12 protein-coding genes are annotated in these 18,116 nt (G+C 70.5%); 6 read left to right on the top strand and 6 right to left on the bottom strand.

Features of this window, described 5'->3' with window-relative positions; genetic code table 11:
- The coding region (locus ACVMLK_RS03905; RefSeq protein WP_457485684.1) for a hypothetical protein at positions 1-339 on the top strand (339 nt) is incomplete at its 5' end.
- A gap of 112 nt (positions 340-451) precedes the next feature.
- Positions 452-1,498, top strand: a complete 1,047-nt coding sequence (locus tag ACVMLK_RS03900) for a malate/lactate/ureidoglycolate dehydrogenase (protein ID WP_457485683.1) — start codon at positions 452-454, stop codon at positions 1,496-1,498.
- On the opposite strand, the gene ada is transcribed toward ACVMLK_RS03900, so the two are convergent.
- Complete coding sequence (gene ada / locus ACVMLK_RS03895; RefSeq protein WP_198366616.1) at positions 1,479-2,585, bottom strand: bifunctional DNA-binding transcriptional regulator/O6-methylguanine-DNA methyltransferase Ada; 1,107 nt, start codon at positions 2,583-2,585, stop codon at positions 1,479-1,481. The genes ACVMLK_RS03900 and ada overlap by 20 nt on opposite strands.
- A gap of 205 nt (positions 2,586-2,790) precedes the next feature.
- On the opposite strand from ada, the gene fbaA reads away from it, so the two are divergent.
- Together fbaA and ACVMLK_RS03885 are read left to right on the top strand one after the other, a co-directional pair.
- On the top strand, positions 2,791-3,900 hold the full coding sequence (gene fbaA, locus ACVMLK_RS03890; RefSeq protein ID WP_422925180.1) for a class II fructose-bisphosphate aldolase: 1,110 nt from the start codon (positions 2,791-2,793) through the stop codon (positions 3,898-3,900).
- 105 nt (positions 3,901-4,005) lie between these two features.
- Positions 4,006-4,941, top strand: coding sequence for a LysR family transcriptional regulator (locus tag ACVMLK_RS03885; protein WP_422925178.1), 936 nt, complete (start codon positions 4,006-4,008; stop codon positions 4,939-4,941).
- Here ACVMLK_RS03885 and ACVMLK_RS03880 read toward each other — a convergent pair.
- The 4 genes from ACVMLK_RS03880 to ACVMLK_RS03865 form a co-directional block, all read right to left on the bottom strand.
- Positions 4,917-6,455 (bottom strand): amidohydrolase family protein, encoded by a 1,539-nt coding sequence (locus tag ACVMLK_RS03880; RefSeq protein ID WP_422925176.1) that lies wholly within the window; start codon positions 6,453-6,455, stop codon positions 4,917-4,919. The genes ACVMLK_RS03885 and ACVMLK_RS03880 overlap by 25 nt on opposite strands.
- 62 nt (positions 6,456-6,517) lie before the next feature.
- Complete coding sequence (locus ACVMLK_RS03875; protein ID WP_370591992.1) at positions 6,518-7,318, bottom strand: ABC transporter ATP-binding protein; 801 nt, start codon at positions 7,316-7,318, stop codon at positions 6,518-6,520.
- Entirely contained in the window at positions 7,311-8,216 is a 906-nt protein-coding gene (locus tag ACVMLK_RS03870) for an ABC transporter permease (RefSeq protein WP_198366612.1), read from the bottom strand. Before ACVMLK_RS03870 ends, ACVMLK_RS03875 begins: the two co-directional genes overlap by 8 nt.
- On the bottom strand, positions 8,213-9,262 hold the full coding sequence (locus ACVMLK_RS03865) for an ABC transporter substrate-binding protein (protein WP_457485682.1): 1,050 nt from the start codon (positions 9,260-9,262) through the stop codon (positions 8,213-8,215). Before ACVMLK_RS03865 ends, ACVMLK_RS03870 begins: the two co-directional genes overlap by 4 nt.
- Positions 9,263-9,531: 269 nt before the next feature.
- Here ACVMLK_RS03865 and ACVMLK_RS03860 point away from each other — a divergent pair, with 269 nt between their 5' ends.
- Entirely contained in the window at positions 9,532-10,002 is a 471-nt protein-coding gene (locus ACVMLK_RS03860; RefSeq protein ID WP_198366610.1) for a hypothetical protein, read from the top strand.
- A gap of 94 nt (positions 10,003-10,096) precedes the next feature.
- Positions 10,097-10,324, top strand: a complete 228-nt coding sequence (locus ACVMLK_RS03855; protein ID WP_198366609.1) for a hypothetical protein — start codon at positions 10,097-10,099, stop codon at positions 10,322-10,324.
- A gap of 15 nt (positions 10,325-10,339) precedes the next feature.
- Here the strand turns inward: ACVMLK_RS03855 and ACVMLK_RS03850 are convergent, their stop codons facing one another.
- A complete protein-coding gene (locus tag ACVMLK_RS03850; protein WP_457485681.1) occupies positions 10,340-17,899 on the bottom strand; it encodes a carbohydrate-binding protein in 7,560 nt (2,519 codons plus the stop codon).
- Positions 17,900-18,116: the final 217 nt, after the last annotated feature.

The following is an 18,116-nucleotide window of genomic DNA, read 5'->3' as shown; positions in this document are numbered from 1 at the left end:
GGCCTGCCGTTGGCGCTCGTGGAACGGCTGCGCGGCGCGGCGACCGTGCACAGCGGGCTGAGCCGCCCGGCCGAGGAAGCCGCCCCGCCCGCCGCCCTGGCCGTCCTGCGGCGTGATGCCGCCGCCCTCGCCCTGCCGGTCCTGATGCCCGGCCGCTACCGCACGCCGCAGCCGGGCGGGACGCAGGGGGGGCGGCGGCGCATCTGGCGGATCGAGGCGGAGGGGCGGTTCGGCGCCACCACGGCGCGCATGGCCATGGTGCTGGCGGTGGCTCCCGCGGCGGGTATGCCGGGCCAGGTGCTGGAATGGCTGCCCGTGGCCGCCGCGTCCGGTCCCTGAGGAGCGGCGGACGAGGCAGGCTTCCAGAACGCGAGCAATCCGGGCAGGCTGGGCCTTTCGCCCCCTCCGGCCGGGTATCCGCGGGCCGGACCAAAAAGAGGACATCCCGCCCATGCTGATCGCCGCGGACCCGCTTCGGGATTTCCTCGCCGAGGCCCTGGCCGCCGCCGGCAGCGGGGTCGAGGAAGCGGCGATCGTCGCCGATCATCTGGTGGAGGCGGCGCTGCGCGGCCATGACAGCCACGGGCCGGGCATGTTGCCGGCCTATCTGCGCAGCCGCGCCGCCGGCCGACTCCTTCCCGACCGCCATGCCGAGCGGATGGGTGGCCACGGCGCGCTCGCCGCCTTCGACGGCGGCATGGGCTATGGCCAGGTGGTGGCGCGCGAGGTCACGGATTGGGCCATCGGCGCCGCCCGCCAGCACGGCCTCGCCCTGGCCACGCTGCGCAATGTGCATCACATCGCTCGCGTCGGGCAGTATGGCGAGCAGGCGGCGGCGGCCGGCATGATCGGGCTGTTCTTCGTCAATGGCCTGTCCGGCGTGCCGCGCGTGGCGCCCTTCGGCGGCGCCGATGCCCGCACCTCGACCAACCCGATCTGTATCGCCGTACCCCAGGGGGAGACGCCGGTGGTGCTGGATTTCGCCACCAGCCGCATCGCCCTGGGGAAGGTGCGCATCGCCTACAACGCCGGCAAGCCGGTGCCGGAGGGCGCGTTGATCGACGCCCACGGCCAGCCGACGCGCGATCCGGGCGTCATCTATGGCAAGGGGGGCGGCGCCATGCTGCCCTTCGGCGAGCACAAGGGCTCCGGCTTGGCGCTGATCTGCGAACTGCTGGGCGGCGTCCTGTCCGGGGGCCCCACCGCGCCAGGGACCGATGCCGCCGACCCGGCCATCATCAATGGCATGACCGCCATTCTGATCGAGCCCGGGCACCTGATCGACCCCGCCCTGTTCGACCAGGACGTGGTGGCGCTGCTGGACTACATACGCGCCTCACCCGCCGCCGATCCGTCGCATCCGGTGATGCTGGCCGGTGAGCCGGAACGCCGCAGCCGCGCGCGGCGCCTGGCGGAGGGCGTGCCGATCGATCCGGCGAGCTGGGGCGAGATCTGCCGGGCGGCGGAGAGTGTCGGCGTCATTCCGCCGCCGGGGTGAGGGCCTCCCGCGCGCCTTCCCGCTCCAGCAGCGCCCGCTTGCGCGGCGCCCCCCAGCGGTAGCCGGACAGGCCGCCATCACCGCGCACCACCCGGTGGCAGGGAATGGCCACCGCCAGGGCGTTGCCGGCGCAGGCGCGGGCCACGGCGCGGGCGGCGCCGGGCGCACCGATGCGCGCCGCCACCTCGGCATAGCTCTCGGTGCGGCCGGCCGGGATCTGCCGCAGGGCCTGCCAGACCCGCTGCTGGAAGGTGGTGCCGCGCAGGTCGAGCGGCAGGTCGTGCCCCAGGCCCGGCGCCTCGATCAGCGCCACCACCTGCGCGACCAGCGCGCCGAAGCCGGCCTCGCCCTCGCGCAGGGCGGCGCGCGGGAAGCGGCGGCCGAGATCCTCGCGCAGCGCCTCGGGCGCATCGCCCAGCAGGATGGCGCAGACGCCCCGGTCGCTGGCCGCGACCAGCAGGGCGCCGAGCGAACAGCGGGTCGTGGCGAAGCGGATCTCCGCCCCCGCCCCGCCGTCGCGGAAGGCGGCGGGCGTCATGCCCAGGGCGCCGTCCGCCGCGGCGTAGAAGTGCCCGCTGGAGCCGAAACCGGCGCCATAGAGCGCTCCGGTGACGCTCTCGCCCCCGGCCAGCTCGCGCCGCAGCCGCTCGGCCCGGCGCCCGGCGGCATAGCCGCGCGGCGTCAAGCCGGTGACGGACCGGAACAGGCGATGAAAATGATAGGGGCTCAGGCCGGCGGCGGCGGCCAGCTCCGCCAGGGGCGGCGCCGCCTCGGCCGCGTCGATCCGCCGGCAGCTCTCCGCGACGAGCCGGGCCTGGCGCTCCCGCAGCCCGGCCTCGTCCGGGCGGCAGCGCAGGCAGGGGCGGAAGCCGGCGGCGCGGGCGGCGGCGCCGTCCGGATGGAAGGCGACATTCTCCCGCCGTGGCCGGCGCGCCGGGCAGCTCGGGCGGCAATAGACGCCGGTGCTGCGAACGGCGAAGACGAAGCCGCCATCGGCCGCCGGGTCGCGGCGCAGCACGGCCTCCCAGCGCTCCTCCTCGGCCCGCTCTCCGGCCGGGAATACGGGGCTGATGGTCTGCGCGATCATGGTGCGGCCTCCTCCTGACACTGACGGATCTAGGCCCCGGGCCAGGATCGCGCACTCCGCGGCTTGCGGGCAAATCCAAAAGCCCGGAACCCCGCCCGGCCCCGGTGAGTCAGCAAATTCAAGGGGGTTTCAGCCGCCGCCCCATGCTGTATTGATGGGCGGCGATCCGCCCAGGCGGACCCCCCCTTCCAAGCGGAGACCCTTCATGAGCGAGACCTTGCAGTCCGGCACCGCCCCCTCGACGACGCCGAAGCTGCAGCCAGGCGTCGTCACCGGTCAGGACTACCTGACGCTGCTGGCCGCCTGCCGCGAGGGTGGCTACGCCCTTCCCGCCGTGAACGTGGTCGGCACCAACAGCATCAACGCGGTGCTGGAAGCGGCGGCGAAGAACAAGTCCGACGTCATCATCCAGCTCTCCAATGGCGGCGCCCGTTTCTTCGCCGGCGAGGGCTGCCCGGACGCGGCCGCGGCGCGCGTGCTCGGCGCCGTCTCCGCCGCCCAGCACGTCCATGCCGTGGCCAAGGCCTATGGCATCTGCGTCGTGCTGCACACCGACCATGCCGACCGCTCGCTGCTGCCCTGGGTCAACGCCATGATCGACCATGGCGAGGAGCACATGAAGCGGACCGGCCGGCCGCTCTTCTCCTCGCACATGATCGATCTCTCGGCCGAACCGCTCGACGTCAATATCGAGGAATGCGCCAAGGTGCTGAAGCGCATGGCGCCGCTCGGCATGAGCCTGGAGATCGAGCTCGGCGTCACCGGCGGCGAGGAGGACGGCATCGGGCACGATGTCGAGGAGAGCGCCGAGAACGCGCATCTCTACACCCAGCCCGAGGATGTGCTGAAGGCCTGGGAGATCCTGTCGCCCATCGGCCATGTCACCGTCGCCGCCTCCTTCGGCAATGTCCATGGCGTCTATGCGCCGGGCAACGTCAAGCTGCGGCCGGAGATCCTGAAGGCCTCGCAGGCGGCGGTGTCGGAGAAGTTCGGCGGCGGCGACAAGCCGATGGCGCTGGTCTTCCACGGCGGCTCCGGCTCGGAGAAGGACAAGATCACCGAGGCGGTCTCCTACGGCGTGTTCAAGATGAACATCGACACCGACACGCAGTTCGCCTTCGCCGAGCCGGTGGGGGCCTATGTCGAGGCCAATGCCGTCGCCTTCAAGCATCAGATCGACCCCTCGAACGGCAAGCCGACCAAGAAGCTCTACGATCCGCGCAAGTGGCTGCGCGCCGGCGAGAAGGGCATCGTCAAGCGGCTGGACGAGGCTTTCGCCGATCTCGGCTCCGCGGGCCGCAGCCTGGCCGGCTGACGCGCGGGAGGGGGGCCGCGGCCCCCCCTTTTCTTTCCTGTCCCGGCCATGCCTTGATGCACGCATGCGCGCGCCGCCGGCGCGACCGCCGGATCGGGGAATGCCGTGGCAGGCTTCAACTGGGACGATTTGCGCTTCCTCCTGGCGCTTGACCGGACGGGCACCCTGCTGGGCGCGGCCCGGCTGCTCGGCGTCAGCCACAGCACCGTGGCGCGTCGTCTGGCCGCCGCCGAGGAGGCCCTGCAGACCCGCCTCTTCCACCGACGCGGCCAGATGCTGTTGCGCAGCGAGGCGGCGGAGGAGGTGCTGGCCCATGCCGGCCGCATCGAGGAGGAGATCGCCGGCCTCGCCCGATCGGCCACCGGCGCCGATGCGCGGCTGGAAGGCGAGGTGCGCGTCACCGCCCCGCTCGCCCTGCTGACGGATTTCCTGGTCCCGCACCTGCCGGCCTTTCAGCGCGCGCATCCAGGCATCCGCATCACGCTGTTCGGCGACCTCTCGCTGGAATCGCTGGTGCATGGGGAGATCGATCTCGGCCTGCGCATCAGCCGCCCCGTCTCGGACCGGCTGGACATCCGCCGCCTCGCCGAGTGCCGCTTCGCGCTCTACGCCGCGCCGGAGCTGGCCGAACAGGCCTGCAAGGCGGCGGAGCGGGGCATGCTGGCCGAGCTGCCGCACCTGCAGACCACCGGCCAGGAAGTCACCATGCCGGAAGCCCAGTGGATGACTGCCCTGTTTCCGGGCCGCCCGCCGGTGATGAGCGCGGCCACCATGCCCCTGCTGCTGGCCGCCGCGCGGGCGGGCCTCGGCATCACCGCCCTGCCCTGCTTCCTGGGCGACCATGAGCCCGGCCTGCGGCGCATCCCGGTGCGGCACGAGGGGCCTTGCGAGAAGCTCTATCTGGTGACGAAGCGCGAGCAGCGGGGCATCGCGCGGGTCCGGGCGCTGGTCGGCTTCATCGACCGCATGGCGCGGTCCGAGCGGGCGCGCTTCGACGGCGCGCCGCGGCCGGATGATCAGGCCATCGAGTTCTGGCGGTAGAAGGGCTGGTGCGTCCCGGGGTCGAAGTAGCCCTCGTAGAACTGCCTCACATGCGGCAGCAGGGCCTTCGACAGGCCGCGCCGCTCCACCTCATCCGTCGTCAGCGCCTTCGACAGATCCTCGTGCAGGGCCTTCAGCGCCGCGTCCTGGTCAACACGGGTGAACCGGCCGTCCTGGTAGAGCACCTCGCCCGCCACCATGGTGGCGCGCACCCCGCCCATCTTGGCCCGCTGCAGCACGGCATCCAGCACGGGCGTCGCCTCGTCCAGGAAGGGCCAGGCGACCTGCTGCCAGTCCAGCATCACCAGATCGGCCGCCTTGCCGACCTCCAGCGTGCCGATGCGGCCCTCGAAGGCGGTGGTGCGGGCGCCGCCGGCCGTCGCCATGCGCAGAACCTGCTGCATGGTCGGCACCTCGTCGCCGACGCCCGGTGTGCGATGCGCGCGCAGCACCATGCGCATCTCCTGCAGCATGTCGCGGTCGTCGTTGATGCCCGCCTCGTCGGTGCCGATGGCGGTGGTGACGCCGCGCGCCTCCAACCGGTTCAGCGGCGCGATGCCGCTGCGCAGGCGGAAGTTGGAGGAGCAGTTGTGGCAGACGCAGGCGCCGACCTCGGCCAGCCGGTCGATATCCTTCTCGCTCAGCCAGACGCCGTGGCCGAGCGTCAGGTTCTTCGTCACCAGGCCGAAGCGGTCGATATACTCCACCGCCGTGCAGCCGCCGCGCCGTGCCGCGTACTCCTTCTGGAAGGCGGTCTCCAGGAGGTGCATGTGCATCGGCACGTCCTCGCCGGCGCTGACCTCGGCGAGCTTCGTCAGCGCCGTGTCGGAGCACCAATGAAGATTGGCGGGCGCCAGCTGCACCCGGACGCGCTCCTTCCCCTCGTGCCGCGCCCGCAGGTGGCGGAACAGGTCGAAGTTGTCGTCGAGGCTCATGCGGAAGCGCGCGAAATGCCGCGCCATCGGACCCTGCAGCGCCTCCGGCAGGCTGGCGACGAAGTCCTGGTCCGCCTGATAGACGAGGCGGTTCTGATCACGCAGCGCGAAGCAGTAGGAGACCCGCATGCCGATCTCCTCGTAGGCGCCGATCACCGCATTGGAGGCGGCCTCCACGTCGTTCAGCGTGCCGGGGATCCAGCCATGGATGTGCTGCACCGTGGTGACGCCGGAGGCCAGCATCTCGAAGGCGGAGTAGAGGGTGTCCAGCCGCAGATTGACGTTGCGGCAGAGCAGCCGGGTGATGAACCACAACTCGAGCGGCATGTCGGGGCTGCCGAGCTGCACCGGGGTGAGGCCGACGTGGTGATGGCCGTTGACGAAGCCCGGCAGCACCACCTCCTGCCCGCTGCCCAGCACGGTCATGTCCGGATAGCGGGCGCGGAGGTCATCCCAGGCGCCGATCGCGGTGACGATGCCGTCCTCCTGGATCAGCGCCGCGTCGTCGAACTGCTCGTGCGTGTGGCGGTCGAGCGTCCGGGTGATCAGGTGGCGGGCGCGCACCATCGTCGCGGTCATGGCGATTCTTCCTTGTCTCAGGCGATGTCGGTTCGGGGACAATGTCGGTTCGGGCGGCGTGATCAGGCCGGCGCCAGGGCTTCCTGCTCGGCAAAGGCGCGGTCCACCTCGTCGCGCAGCAGGCCGGTCAGCTCCTGGCGCAGCGCCTCGGCCTCGCGCGAGAAGGGGTCGCGCGGGCGGGGCAGGTTGATCGGAACGACGGCCTTGATGCGGCCCGGCCGGGCGGTGAAGACGACGACCCGGTCGGCCAGGGCCACGGCCTCATCGATGCCGTGCGTGACGAACAGCACGGAGGCGCCGGAGCTGCGCCAGACGTCGAGCAGGAAGTCCTGCATCTTGGCGCGTGTCTGCACATCGAGCGCGGCGAAGGGCTCGTCCATCAGCAGCACGCGCGGCCGCATGGTCAGCGCACGGGCGACGGCGACGCGCTGCCGCATGCCGCCCGACAACTCGTCCGGCCGCTTCTCCATCGCGTCCGAGAGGCCGACGCGCGCCAGCGCCTCGCGCGCCGCCGCCCGCCGCGCCTCCGCCCCCTCGCCGCGCAGCGAGAGGCCGAAGGTCACGTTCTGCCAGACCGTCAGCCAGGGAAACAGCGAGGTCTGCTGGAAGATCAGGCTGCGGTCCGGCGAGGGTCCGGTGACCGGCGCACCGAAGGCGTCCAGGGTGCCGGAGGTGTGCTCCTCCAGCCCGGCGACCAGATAGAGCAGCGAGGACTTGCCGCAACCCGAGGGGCCGAGCAGGACGACGAACTCTCCCGGCTTCACCGCGAGGTCGATGTTGCGCAATGCCTCATGCGCGCGGATCGTGCCGGCGTTCCAGGTCTTGCCCAGGTTGCGGCACAGGACGGAATTCTCCTCAGACACCGGCGATCACCTTCGTCTCGGGCACCCAGTAGAGGATGCGGGCCTGGAGCTTGCGCAGAAGCCAGTCGAAGCCGAAGCCGAGCAGGCCGATCAACGCGATGGTGAAGAAGACAAGCGAGGGGTTGAAGGTATTGCGCGCCAGCATGATCACCTGCCCCAGCCCGTAGCCGACGCCGGTCGCCTCCGCCACCAGCACCACCATCCAGGCGCCGAACAGGTTGAGCCGCAGCACGACGAGGAGGCCAGGCAGGATCGCCGGAACCACGACGCGGGTATAGATCTGCCGCTTCGTCGCCCCCATGGTGCGCGCGACGTTGATGAAGTTGCGGTCCACGGCGTCGATCTGCGCGATGGTCGAGATGGTCATGGTGAAGAACAGCGCGATGAACACCATGAACACCGCCGGCCCGTTGCCGATGCCGAAGAGGAAGATGGCGACCGGCAGCCAGGCGATGGGCGAGACCGGTGCCAGCAGTGTCACCGTCGGCAGCACCAGCCGCTCCGCCCAGCGGGAGTAGCGGATGCCGACACCGACCAGGATGCTGGCCGCGCCCGCCAGCAGCAGGCCGGCGAAGACGCGCGCGGTGGAGGAGAGGATGGTGATGCCGACCGCCTCCCAGGGGGTCGGGCCGCCGCCGCCGGTGCCGATCTGCCAGCGCTGCGCCGTGTTGAAGTTGCGCGCCTGCTCGACAAAGTTGCCCATGAAGACGTGCGGCGGCGGCAGCAGCTTGGGGTCTGCCCAGCCGATCAGCCAGAGGAACTCCCAGAGCAGGGCGAAGCTCCCGACCGAGAGGAGCGACCAGCCGAGCCGCACGCCCCAGGCGCGCAGCGCCGCGCGGCGCTCGAGGGAGAGGGTCGGCACAGGCACCGCCGCGGCCCGGGCCAGCTGCGCGGTCATGCCGCCGACTTCCACTTCAGACTCTCATAGAGCGGCTTGTTCTCGGCGATCACCTGCTCCAGCAGCGTCCAGTCCAGGATGGCCGGGTCGGGCTTCTTCTTGGCGTAGCCCATCTCGATCAGGCTCTGCACGCGGCCGAGGATGAACGCCGCCTGGCTTCGCGCATCGACCACGCTGGGCTGCTTGGTCGAGGCCATGCGGGCATTCTCCATCGAGGTCTTGTAGTAGGTGCCAACCAGCTTCGGCAGCACCGCCTCCGGGTCCTTCTCGAACATCGCCTGCGCCTGCATCATCGCCTTGATGACGGCCTTGACGCCCTGCGGGTTGTTCTGAATGACCTCGGTGCGGGCGGCGAGCACGCAATCGGTATAGCCGCGGCCATAGAGATCGGTGCCGTCGGACAGCTTCACCGCGCCCTTCACGTCGTTCAGCAGCGCCGTTCCATAGGGCTCGATGGTGGCGATCCAGTCGAGCGCGCCGGCACGGAAGGCCTCGGCCGCCTCGGGCGTCGAGCCCATGTAGCGCACCGTGACGTCCTTGAGCGCGACGCCCTTCGACTTCAGCCAGTCATAGGGCAGCACCTCCAGCGTATCGAGCTGGAAGGTGCCGAGTGTCTTGCCCTTCAGCTTCTCGGCGCTGTCGAGGCCCGGCTGCGCCACCAGCACGCATCCCTCGACGCCGCCGCCGCCGACGATCCTGACCGGCGCGCCGCCGTCGATAAGCGACAGCGCGCTGGTATAGGGGAGGACACCGATGTTCGACTGACCCATGCCCAGGAAAGTGACCTGCTCGGCGAAGGTCGGCGCGTTCACGAAGTCAAGCTGCACGCCATCCTGCTTCGAGAACTGCATGGCATGCGCCAGGAACAGGTTCAGGTTGCAGAACCCTGTGCCACGGCTCGAGATCATGCTCTTGCCCTGCGCGAGGGCCTGCTGCCCCGGGCCGAGGGCCATGGTCAGGCTCGTGGCCGCGGCGGCTTTCAGGAAGGCGCGCCGAGCCAGGCGCGGCCTGTGGAGGGAGGTGGTGCAGCCCCAGCGATCGCACATCGGCGAGAACCTCCTGTCGGATTGGGTGTGGAGGCCATCCTATCCGGGAGCCTTGCCCCTCCGCAGACCCATTTTTGTGCAACACGGAGGGGTCCCGTTCATATCCGAACAGAAGGCGGGCTATTTGCCTGCGAATCGATCATAAGCAGCCTTGCTCCTCCTCTTGTTCCGCCATTCAAGTTCACTATATGTTCTTTGCGCCGGAGCCGGTGAGGCGGCGCCTGACCCCGCCTGACAGGGTGTTCCCCCCTCGCCGCCCCGGATGACCCATGTCGGAGTATTTCCCTGATCTCGCCTCGCGCGCGCTCTGGTATGCCCGCCGCGCCACCTTTCTCGACCTTCTCCAGCAGGCGCTGGACCCTCTGCCGGACGAGGGTCTGGAGCGGACGGTGATCCGCGACTGGGCGCTCTGGGCCCGGCTCGGCCGGCAGACCGCCGATGTGACCACCAGCGTGCCCTATAGTGGCTCGGAGGTCCTGGCGGTCCTGATGCGGCTGGGCCGCGAGACCGGCTTCGGTCCCGGTCAGCCGATCCTGGCCGAGGCCCGGCTCCGCTACCGGCCCGGCGAGGCGGAGCTCACCGCCGAGGGCCGGGCCACCGCCGAGGCCCTGGCGGCCAGGCTCGCGGCCCATCTGTCGGGCGCGGCGTCTCCCCCCGGCCGGACGGGGCGGGGGCGACGCGTCCGCCAGCCCTCGCGCCGCAGCCTGGCATTGCGGGCGGCCATGTCCGGTCCCGGCTGACGGGAGGGCCGCGACGCTCTCCGCAAAGGCTGGCCCTTTGCGGCACCGTGCGGCACACTGGGCGAGGATGAGGTTTCAGAACCGGAGGAACCGGATGATCCTGCGACGGCCCGGCTTGCGTGCCCTTGCCCTCCTGGCGCTGGTCGGGCTCGGTGCCTGCGCCGGCGCGGGCGGCCGGGATATGGCTTCCTCGGTGCCGACGGATGAGGAGTATCGCCGCATCGGCGCGGACTACGCCGATGCGATCCTCTTCGGCATGGAGCGGACCCGCCTTCTGCGGGAGGGCCGCCTGCCCCACGCCGCGGCGGGGTGGCCCGACTAGGGGACCAGCCCGCGGTCAGGCCACCACGCCGGGGATGTCGAAGAAATCCCGGAGCCCGTCCTGGTCCGTATCCCGCTGCAGGACATCCAGCACCCCATTGCGGTCCGCATCCTCGAGCGCCGTCAGGGCATGGGGGCGGACATTGGTGATGAGGAAGACCAGGTCGTTGTAGTCGTAGTTGGCGCCGCCAGGATAATCCTGCACGCCGATATAGCTGCCGGCGATGACCTGCCCGTCCCCGTCCCGCGCCTGGAAGAAGCGGATCAGATGGCCCTGATCCGCGCCCACCAGCGGGCTCAGGGCCGGGTCGAGCCGGTTGGCCTGCGGGTCCGACCAGGAGGCATAGGTCGGGCGCCCGTCCACCGTCACATGCAGGCCGAAGGGCGCGGCCGGGCTGAAGCTGGCGCGGGCCACCGAGGCGCCGGCCCCCGCCCCCGCGACCAGCGAATCCGGCAGCAGCGTCTGGCCCTGCTGGTCGTCATTGGCCAGCAGGTTCGTGGTCTGGCCGGAGGAGAGGGTGTGGGTGCCGAGCCGCGCCACGGCACCCTGGTTCAGCATGGCAGCGAGCTGGACGACCTCCACCGGCCTGCCGCCATCGAGCCGCTCCAGGTAGGGCATCAGCACCTCGTCGCCGATCGTCTCGACCCGGCCGCCGCCCGCCAGCGCCGCCTGCGCCACGTTGGTGTCGTAGCCGAAGGCCTCGACGATCTGCGCGACATTCGGCTCGGAATTGTTCTCGGAGAACTCCTGTGCCAGCCCGCTGAGGGCGATGACCTTCTGGCCCTGGGTGAAGTCGGTCGAATGGATCGTCAGGCTGGATTCGTAGAGCTGGGCGCCCGCCGCCGTCCCGGCATGGGTGCCGGTGAAGCGCAGCGTCAGGCTGACGCTGGCGCCCGGCGCGAGCGTCGCCGGCGCGGTGCCGATGAGCTGGAAGCCGTTGGGATCGTCCAGGGTCACGCCGGAAATGCCGAGCGCCGCCGAGCCGTCGTTGCGCAGCGTCACCACGGCCTCGTCGCGGAAGGCCTGGCTGGCATTGGCCGGATTGTCGATGCGGGAGAAGACCAGGCGCTCATCCGCCGCGGCGTCATCGAGCCCGGCGACGACGAGCTGCTGCCCGAAGCCCACCGGCGTGATGCCCTCGATGACGGTCATGTTGTCGTTGTAGTCGTAGTTGATGCCCGTGTAGTCCATGACGCCGAGATAGACGTTCGGGATGACATCCCCGTCCTGATCGACCGCCTGGAAGATCCGGTGCGTGTAGCCGCGCGGGATGCCGGAGGTGCCGGCGGGTGGCGTGCCGCCGCCCGCCGGGTTGAGCCGGGGGTCGGTGGAGAGGCTGTCGATCGACATGCCGAAGACGTCGTTGCCGGCCCAGGCATCCGGGATGTCGGCGGCGGTGAAGCTGCGGCTCGAGAAGCCGCCATTGCCGAGCAGCGGCAGCAGCGTCTGGTTGTCGTTCCCGTCATGGGTCCAGAGCGTGCTCTGCTGGAACTTGTTGCCGGGATTGTGGATGGCGAAGCTGGCGCCGCCGTTGCCGTGATAGGCCGCGATATGCGTGGCCGTCGCCGCGGTATAGCCATCGGCGATGCGCCAGTAGGGCGAGAGCACCTCGGTGGCATCGGCGGAACGGTAGAGATCGAAGTCGTTCAGCACCGAGTTCTCGCCGCCGCCGCGCGTGCTCAGCCCCTCGATGACATTGCCGAAGCCGAACACCTTCCAGACCTCGTTGACATTCGGCTCCTGCCCGCCCTCGTCACGCGCCTGCCAGAAGCCGGCGAGCTGCACCGTCGCCTGCGGCGCCGCGGGATCGTTGGTGTTGATCCGGAGATGGCCCTCGAAGATGGTCGAGGTGAGATCGACATTGCTGGTCGGCGGCGTATAGAGTGCCCGGTTGAACAGCACCGTGACATCGACAGACTGGCCGGCCGCCAGGGACAGGTTGCTGAGCGCGGCTGGATTGGCCAGGCTGAAGGGGCCGTCCAGCGTCGCGCCGCTGATCGCCAGCGGCCCCTCGCCGGAATTGGTGACCCGCACCACGCCGCTGGACTTGAAGGCACGGTCGACCAGATCGGGCCGCTGGGCGTTGGGATCCTCCAGATAGCTGAACTGGAGCCGGTCGTCGAAGAAGGTGGCGTCGAGGGCCTGCACGGCGATCCGGCCCGTACCGGCCGGCGCCGGGCGCAGGTCGAGGTAGTCCAGCGCATTCGCGCCCGGCGCGTCGGAGACGACGCGGAGATGGTAGGACTGGCCCGCCGTCAGGGAGAGGCCCGTGCTGACCTCGCCTGCCGTGCCGCTTCCGGGGAAGGCCAGATCGGCCAGCAGCGTGTCGTTCAGGTAGAGGGTCAGGCCCTGCCCGTTCGGCGCGCCGGCATTGGCGGCGAGGTCGAGCAGATAGGCGCCGCTCGCGGACGGGGTGAAGTAGAAGTCGACCGTCCGGGCATTGACGATGCGCGTCGCATGCGTCGCCGTCTGCTCCAGCTCGATCCGCGTCTCGCCCGAGATGGCGGCATAGTCCGGCTGGAAGGCGGGCTGCGCCGGGCTCGTCGCCACCCGCAGCTGGTCGACATTCGGGCCGACGGCGTTCGGCGCGGTCAGGCGGATCGTGTTGTCGCCCTGCTGCAGCTCGACGGTCGTGGTCTGGAACCGCCATTCGCTCTCGGCGGCATTGCTGAAGCCCGGGAAGCTGAGCGCGCCGAGCGGCGCCTCGTTCACCGCCAGGGCCAGCGGGCGGTCGCCCTTGCCGGCGGCCAGGGCATAGCGGACACCGATCTCGTAGATCCCGGCCTGCGGCGCCTCCACCGTCCAGGTGATCGACTGGTCGGCGGTGCCGTCGTAATCGACGAAGGCGCCCGACTGGTTGCGGTTCTCGGTGACGACCCTGGCACCGACCAGCGCCGCCGCCTCCGCCTCCAGGAAGACGTAGGGCTCCTGCGGCTGCGGCGGCGCGGCGGGCGCCAGCACCTCGATCTGGTCGATGTTCGGGCCCGTGTTGGCGGTCGCGCGGAAGCTGACGGTGTTGGTCCCGGAGACCAGGTTGGCGGGCACCTCCAGGATCTGCCACGTGGCCCAGGCGGCGTCGCCGCTCTGGCCTGCGGGCGGGCCGAAGCCGCGCACTCCGGTGCTGACGCCGTTCACCAGCACGTCCAGCGGCCGGTCCGTCGCTCCGCCATTGCCGTAGCGGACGCGGATCAGCCCACTGCCTGCCTGCGCCGCCGGCACGGCGAAGGTGAAGGTGACGAAATCCCCGGCGAGGGCGCCGAAATCGGCATAGCCGCCCGGGACGCCATCGGTGTTGACGGTGTTCCCGTCGAGGCCGAAGGCGCCCGGCCGCAGGCCATTGACCAGCCCGCTGCCGCTCTCGGGATTGGCCGCCGTGCGGATCTGGATCTGCGCGCCGGCACCGGAGGAGAGGCCGACCGCCGTGCCGTCGCCGGGCGTGTTGTCCTCGGCCTGGATGGTGACCAGGGAGACAAGCTGCGCGGGCTGCTGGGGCGGGGTGTAGAGCGTGCTGGCCGTCGCCCGGTTGCCGGCACCGTCGGTCACCTCCAGCTGGGCGGTGACCGCCGTGCCGGCAGCGACCGCCAGGCTGAACCGTCCCTGCGCGTCGGGCGTGACGCTCCGCGCGGCGCCGCCGCCGAGGCTGACGGTGAAGCCGACGAGATCGGCATCGGCGCCGCCGATCTGGAACAGCACCGACGCGGGATTGCCGCCATCGACCACGCTGAGTGTCAGGTCGCCGCCCTCGTCGGCGGTGACGTCGGAGACGACGGCACCCGGCACCGGGCTGAGCAGGACGAGCTGGCTGGCCCCGGTGCCGCGGTTCAGCGTCATCAGGTAGAGCTGCCCGGTCGCGGGGTCCTCGACGATGTCGAGCGGATCGATGTAGTCGTCGATCACCGAGCCGTCGGGCCGGCGCAGCACGTCGTCGCCGATGACGGCGCCCCCGGCGTCGAGGCGGACCATGCGGACATTGTCGCCGATCGAGAACTGGGCGACGAGGATGGCGCCCTTGAGGCTCTCGCCGAAGACATTGCTGCGGTACTCGATGGCGCCGTTGGGCGACTGGTTGTAGCCGAGGTCGTAGGTGCCGGCGAGGTCGTAGGCCGGATCGGGCAGCACGCCCACGTCATAGCCATCCGTGCCGGGCGTCCCGTCCTTCTCGGCGACGACCTCGTTCGGATCCTCCCCGGCGGTGGGATTGCCGCCGTTCAGGATGTACTGGTCCCGCAGCACGTTCGGATGGCCGTAGTACTTCCCTTCCGAGATCGTGAAGAGATAGTCCTTCTGCTTCGGCCCGTAGTCGATCACCTGGTCGCCGGGCTGGGTCGGATCCTCCGGCGTGTGCGGCCCGACCGCGCTGCCGTTCGTCGGCGCGTAGAGATGGCCGTTGCTGTGCCAGACGAGATCGTAGGCGTTGCGGACGCCACTGGCGTAGATGCTCAGCACCGCATCCGCCGCGTAGGGGTTGTAGAAGCCGGGATAGGTTCCGTCGGCATTGAAGCTGGAAGGCGGGTTGCTGGTCGTCGGGTCCGTCACCGGCTCGGTGCGGACGTCGAAGCCGCCGGCGGGGGCGTCGCGGCTGGGGTCGATCTCCAGCACGGCGGCGTTGAGCAGGCGCTCGGGCCGGTTGCCCCAGGCATTGTCGGCGCTGCCGCCGGAGGAATTGGAGCCCTGGGTGACATAGAGCAGGTGGGCCGGCTCGCCCGCCTGCCCGGCATCGGGATTGGCACGGAAGGCCAGGCTGTTGGTGACATGGTCGCCGCCGGAGCGCGGCAGGCCGGTGATATAGGCCTCCGCCGTCGCGCCGCTGAAGGAGCCGCCGGCACCGAGCTCGATCTTGCTGATCCTGCCGGAGAACTCCGGCGTGCTGAAGGCCTTGTTCTCGCGCGGGATCGGGTAGTTGTCCGACACCCAGATGACATCGGGGTTCGTCGGGTCGAAGACCATGCCGATGATGCCGCGCCGCCCCGCCGCGCCCTGGTCGAAGTGGCCGAGCGACAGCGTCTCCTGCGAGGCCTTGTCGAGGCTGCCATCGCCCAGCACCGACCAGCGGTGGATCTCGCCGGTGATGGTGGCGACGTAGAGCTTGCCGTCCGGCCCGAAGGTGATGGAGGTGAAGCCCGCCGCGCCGTCGATGAAGCCGTTGAGCAGCACCTGGGTATTGAAGCCGACCTCGCGCGCCACGTTGACCGGCGTGGCGCCGGTGACGAAGCTGGTGGTGAGATCCTGCATCTGCCGCAGCGGCGCCGCGCCATCGGTGATGCTGCCGAGATCCAGGACATCCCTCACCATCAGCGTGTAGCCGGTGAAGGGCTTGAGGTCCTGGAGCGGGCGCAGCGTTAGCGAATCCGCCCCGCCGCTGATCTGGACATCCAGCGGCACCTCCAGGCCGGTCAGCGTCTCGACCAGGGTGACGCCGTCCGTGCGGGTCACGTTCGGTCCGCGGTGGCCAGGCGCCTGCAGGTTGACGCCGACGACGAAGCTGGAGAGCGGATTGATGCCGATCGGCAGGGCGCCGCCGGCGCCGATGGAGATCGGCACCTGCTCGTTCAGGTAGGCGGCGACGGGACCAACGAAGTACGAGTAGTCGCGATCGGCGCTGCGCCCGTCACTCGGCGTCAGGTCCGGCACGCGCTCGATCTCGAGATACTGCAGCTCGGTGTTGGTGCCACCGATGGAATCGATGGTGAGGCGGCCATCGGTCACCTGGACGATACCGGTCTGCAGCGTCGAGCGGAAGCCGCCGCCGTCCTGCGCGCCATTGCCGCCGGGATTGGCGGGAACCCAGCTGCGGCCGAAGGCGAGCCCCTCGACATTGACGGCGTAGGTGCTGTCGAAGGGGCCGCCGCTGTCGCCGATGGACAGGCTGAGCTGATAGGTGCCGTTCTCCAGCGCGATCTCCCAGGCCCGCGCGCCCGCGGCGCCGGCCGCCGGCTGTTCCATCTGCGCCAGGGTCTTCTGCAGCGCGGTGGCGCCGGGCACGGTGTTGCGGTAGCTCAGCGCGCCCGTCGGCAGCGCGGCGGCGATGGTGCCGTTGGCGGTGCCGTCCGCGACGCTCGCCTCCGTCACCCAGCCATAGCTGAAGCCGCCGCCCCGGCTGCCGAAGGCTGCGCCGGTGTCGGCCTCGTAGCCGGCCGGTGTGGCATAGCCGGCCGGCAGGCCGCCCGCGCCCGCCGCCGGCTCGAAGTTGACGCGGACGACCTCGCCGAAGACCTGCGGCAGGCCGGGCCCGCCGGGCTCGTCCTGAAGCTGGAGCGTCACCTGGTCGATGTTCGGACCCGAGTTGGCGCCCGCCGGAATGCTGAGGCGCAGCACATGGTCGCCCGCCCCCAGCGTGACCGGAAGCGTGACCTCGCCCCAGGCATTCCAGCCGGTCGCGCCGGTGCCGCTGCCGGCCGTGCCGGCGGGCGGAAAGTTCACCGTGATCGCGTTGCCGCCATCGACGGCGAGCAGCAGCGGCCGGTTGCCGGCGCCGCCATTGCCGTAGCGGAAGGTGACATCGTAGACGCCGGTCTGCGCCACACTGACGGCGACGCTGATGGCATCTCCCGCATTGCCACCGAAATCCATATAGGCGCCGCCGGCGGCGCCGGCGCGGACATTACCGCCGGAATCGGGATGCGCCCCGTCCACCACGCGGGTGAAATCGGCGCTCGCCGGGGAGCCGGTGTCCTGCACGGTGACGCGCGACGTGTCCTCCGCCTGGATGACGATGGCGGTCGCCGGATCGACCGCCGCGGCAATCTGCAGGCCGGCGGTGGCCGAGGCGACGTTGCCGACCTGATCGGTGACATAGACCGTGGCGGTCACGGCCCCGGGGGACAGATGGCTGGCGTCGAAGACGAAGTCGCCATCCGCATCCGGCCGGCCGGTGATGTCGGTGCGGGTGACGCCGCCATCGAAGCTGATCGCCAGAGCGACGATATCGGCATCGACGCCGCTGATGGTGAAGTTGACCGAGGCCAGGGCAGCCCCGGAGAGCGGCGCGTCCGGCGCGTCGAGGAAGAGGTTGCCATCGGCGTCGGCGCTGCTGTCGGCCGGGATCGGTCCGGTGCCGGCGGGGGTCAGCTCGATCCGATCGACATTCGGCCCGGTGGAGGCGCCCGCCGGAATGGCGAGGGTGACGGTATTGGTCCCCGCCGCCAGCGTCACGGTGCGGGTCAGGAAGCCCCAGACGTTGAAGCCCTGCTGCGCCGCCGCGCCACCCGCCGGGCCGGTGTCGGGGAAGGCCACGATACCAGGGCCGCCGGCATTCACCCCGATGTCAAGGCTGCGCGGCCCCGAGCCGAAGATCTGCGACGCATAGCGGATGTTGAGATCGTATGATCCGGCCTCCGCCACATCCAGGTTGAAGCTGACCCGGTCGCCCGGCGTGTCGCCGAAGTCGAGATAGCCGGTGCCGGTGAAGCCCGGGCGCAGCGTGCCGCCACCCGGCACCGGTGAGGTCTCCGGGTGGGCGGCATCGCGGATGAGGGTGTCGTTGGTGTTGGCGTCCTGATCCAGGACCGTCAGATCGCCGCTTTCCACCTGGATGGAGAGTCGCGTGCTTCGCGAGGGAAGGGAGAATGTCGCCATGGGTTGTATCCGCCCGCCGGTGCACGGCCCAAAAGATTCAATTTCGATACAAGCTGAAGTTTTGTAAGCGGCCCGCACAAGAGACAATCTCTTTCCGCGACTTGAACTTGGTGTGACCAATCTTATTGAGACGCGTTGCGTTGCGGGATACGCCTTGGTGCGCGAGAATTTCGACGACTCCCTGCATCGGCGCAGTGACCGGGGTCACATCGCGAAA

The sequence above is a fragment of the Teichococcus aerofrigidensis genome (assembly GCF_054073225.1).
This window is presented reverse-complemented; position numbering and strand designations above follow the sequence as displayed.

Coding starts and splice junctions, on each gene's coding strand:
- ACVMLK_RS03900 (WP_457485683.1), top strand. CDS start 452: ATGCTGATCGCCGCGGACCCGCTTCGGGATTTCCTCGCCGAGGCCCTG.
- ada (WP_198366616.1), bottom strand. CDS start 2,585: ATGATCGCGCAGACCATCAGCCCCGTATTCCCGGCCGGAGAGCGGGCC.
- fbaA (WP_422925180.1), top strand. CDS start 2,791: ATGAGCGAGACCTTGCAGTCCGGCACCGCCCCCTCGACGACGCCGAAG.
- ACVMLK_RS03880 (WP_422925176.1), bottom strand. CDS start 6,455: ATGACCGCGACGATGGTGCGCGCCCGCCACCTGATCACCCGGACGCTC.
- ACVMLK_RS03870 (WP_198366612.1), bottom strand. CDS start 8,216: ATGACCGCGCAGCTGGCCCGGGCCGCGGCGGTGCCTGTGCCGACCCTC.
- ACVMLK_RS03865 (WP_457485682.1), bottom strand. CDS start 9,262: ATGTGCGATCGCTGGGGCTGCACCACCTCCCTCCACAGGCCGCGCCTG.
- ACVMLK_RS03860 (WP_198366610.1), top strand. CDS start 9,532: ATGTCGGAGTATTTCCCTGATCTCGCCTCGCGCGCGCTCTGGTATGCC.
- ACVMLK_RS03855 (WP_198366609.1), top strand. CDS start 10,097: ATGATCCTGCGACGGCCCGGCTTGCGTGCCCTTGCCCTCCTGGCGCTG.
- ACVMLK_RS03850 (WP_457485681.1), bottom strand. CDS start 17,899: ATGGCGACATTCTCCCTTCCCTCGCGAAGCACGCGACTCTCCATCCAG.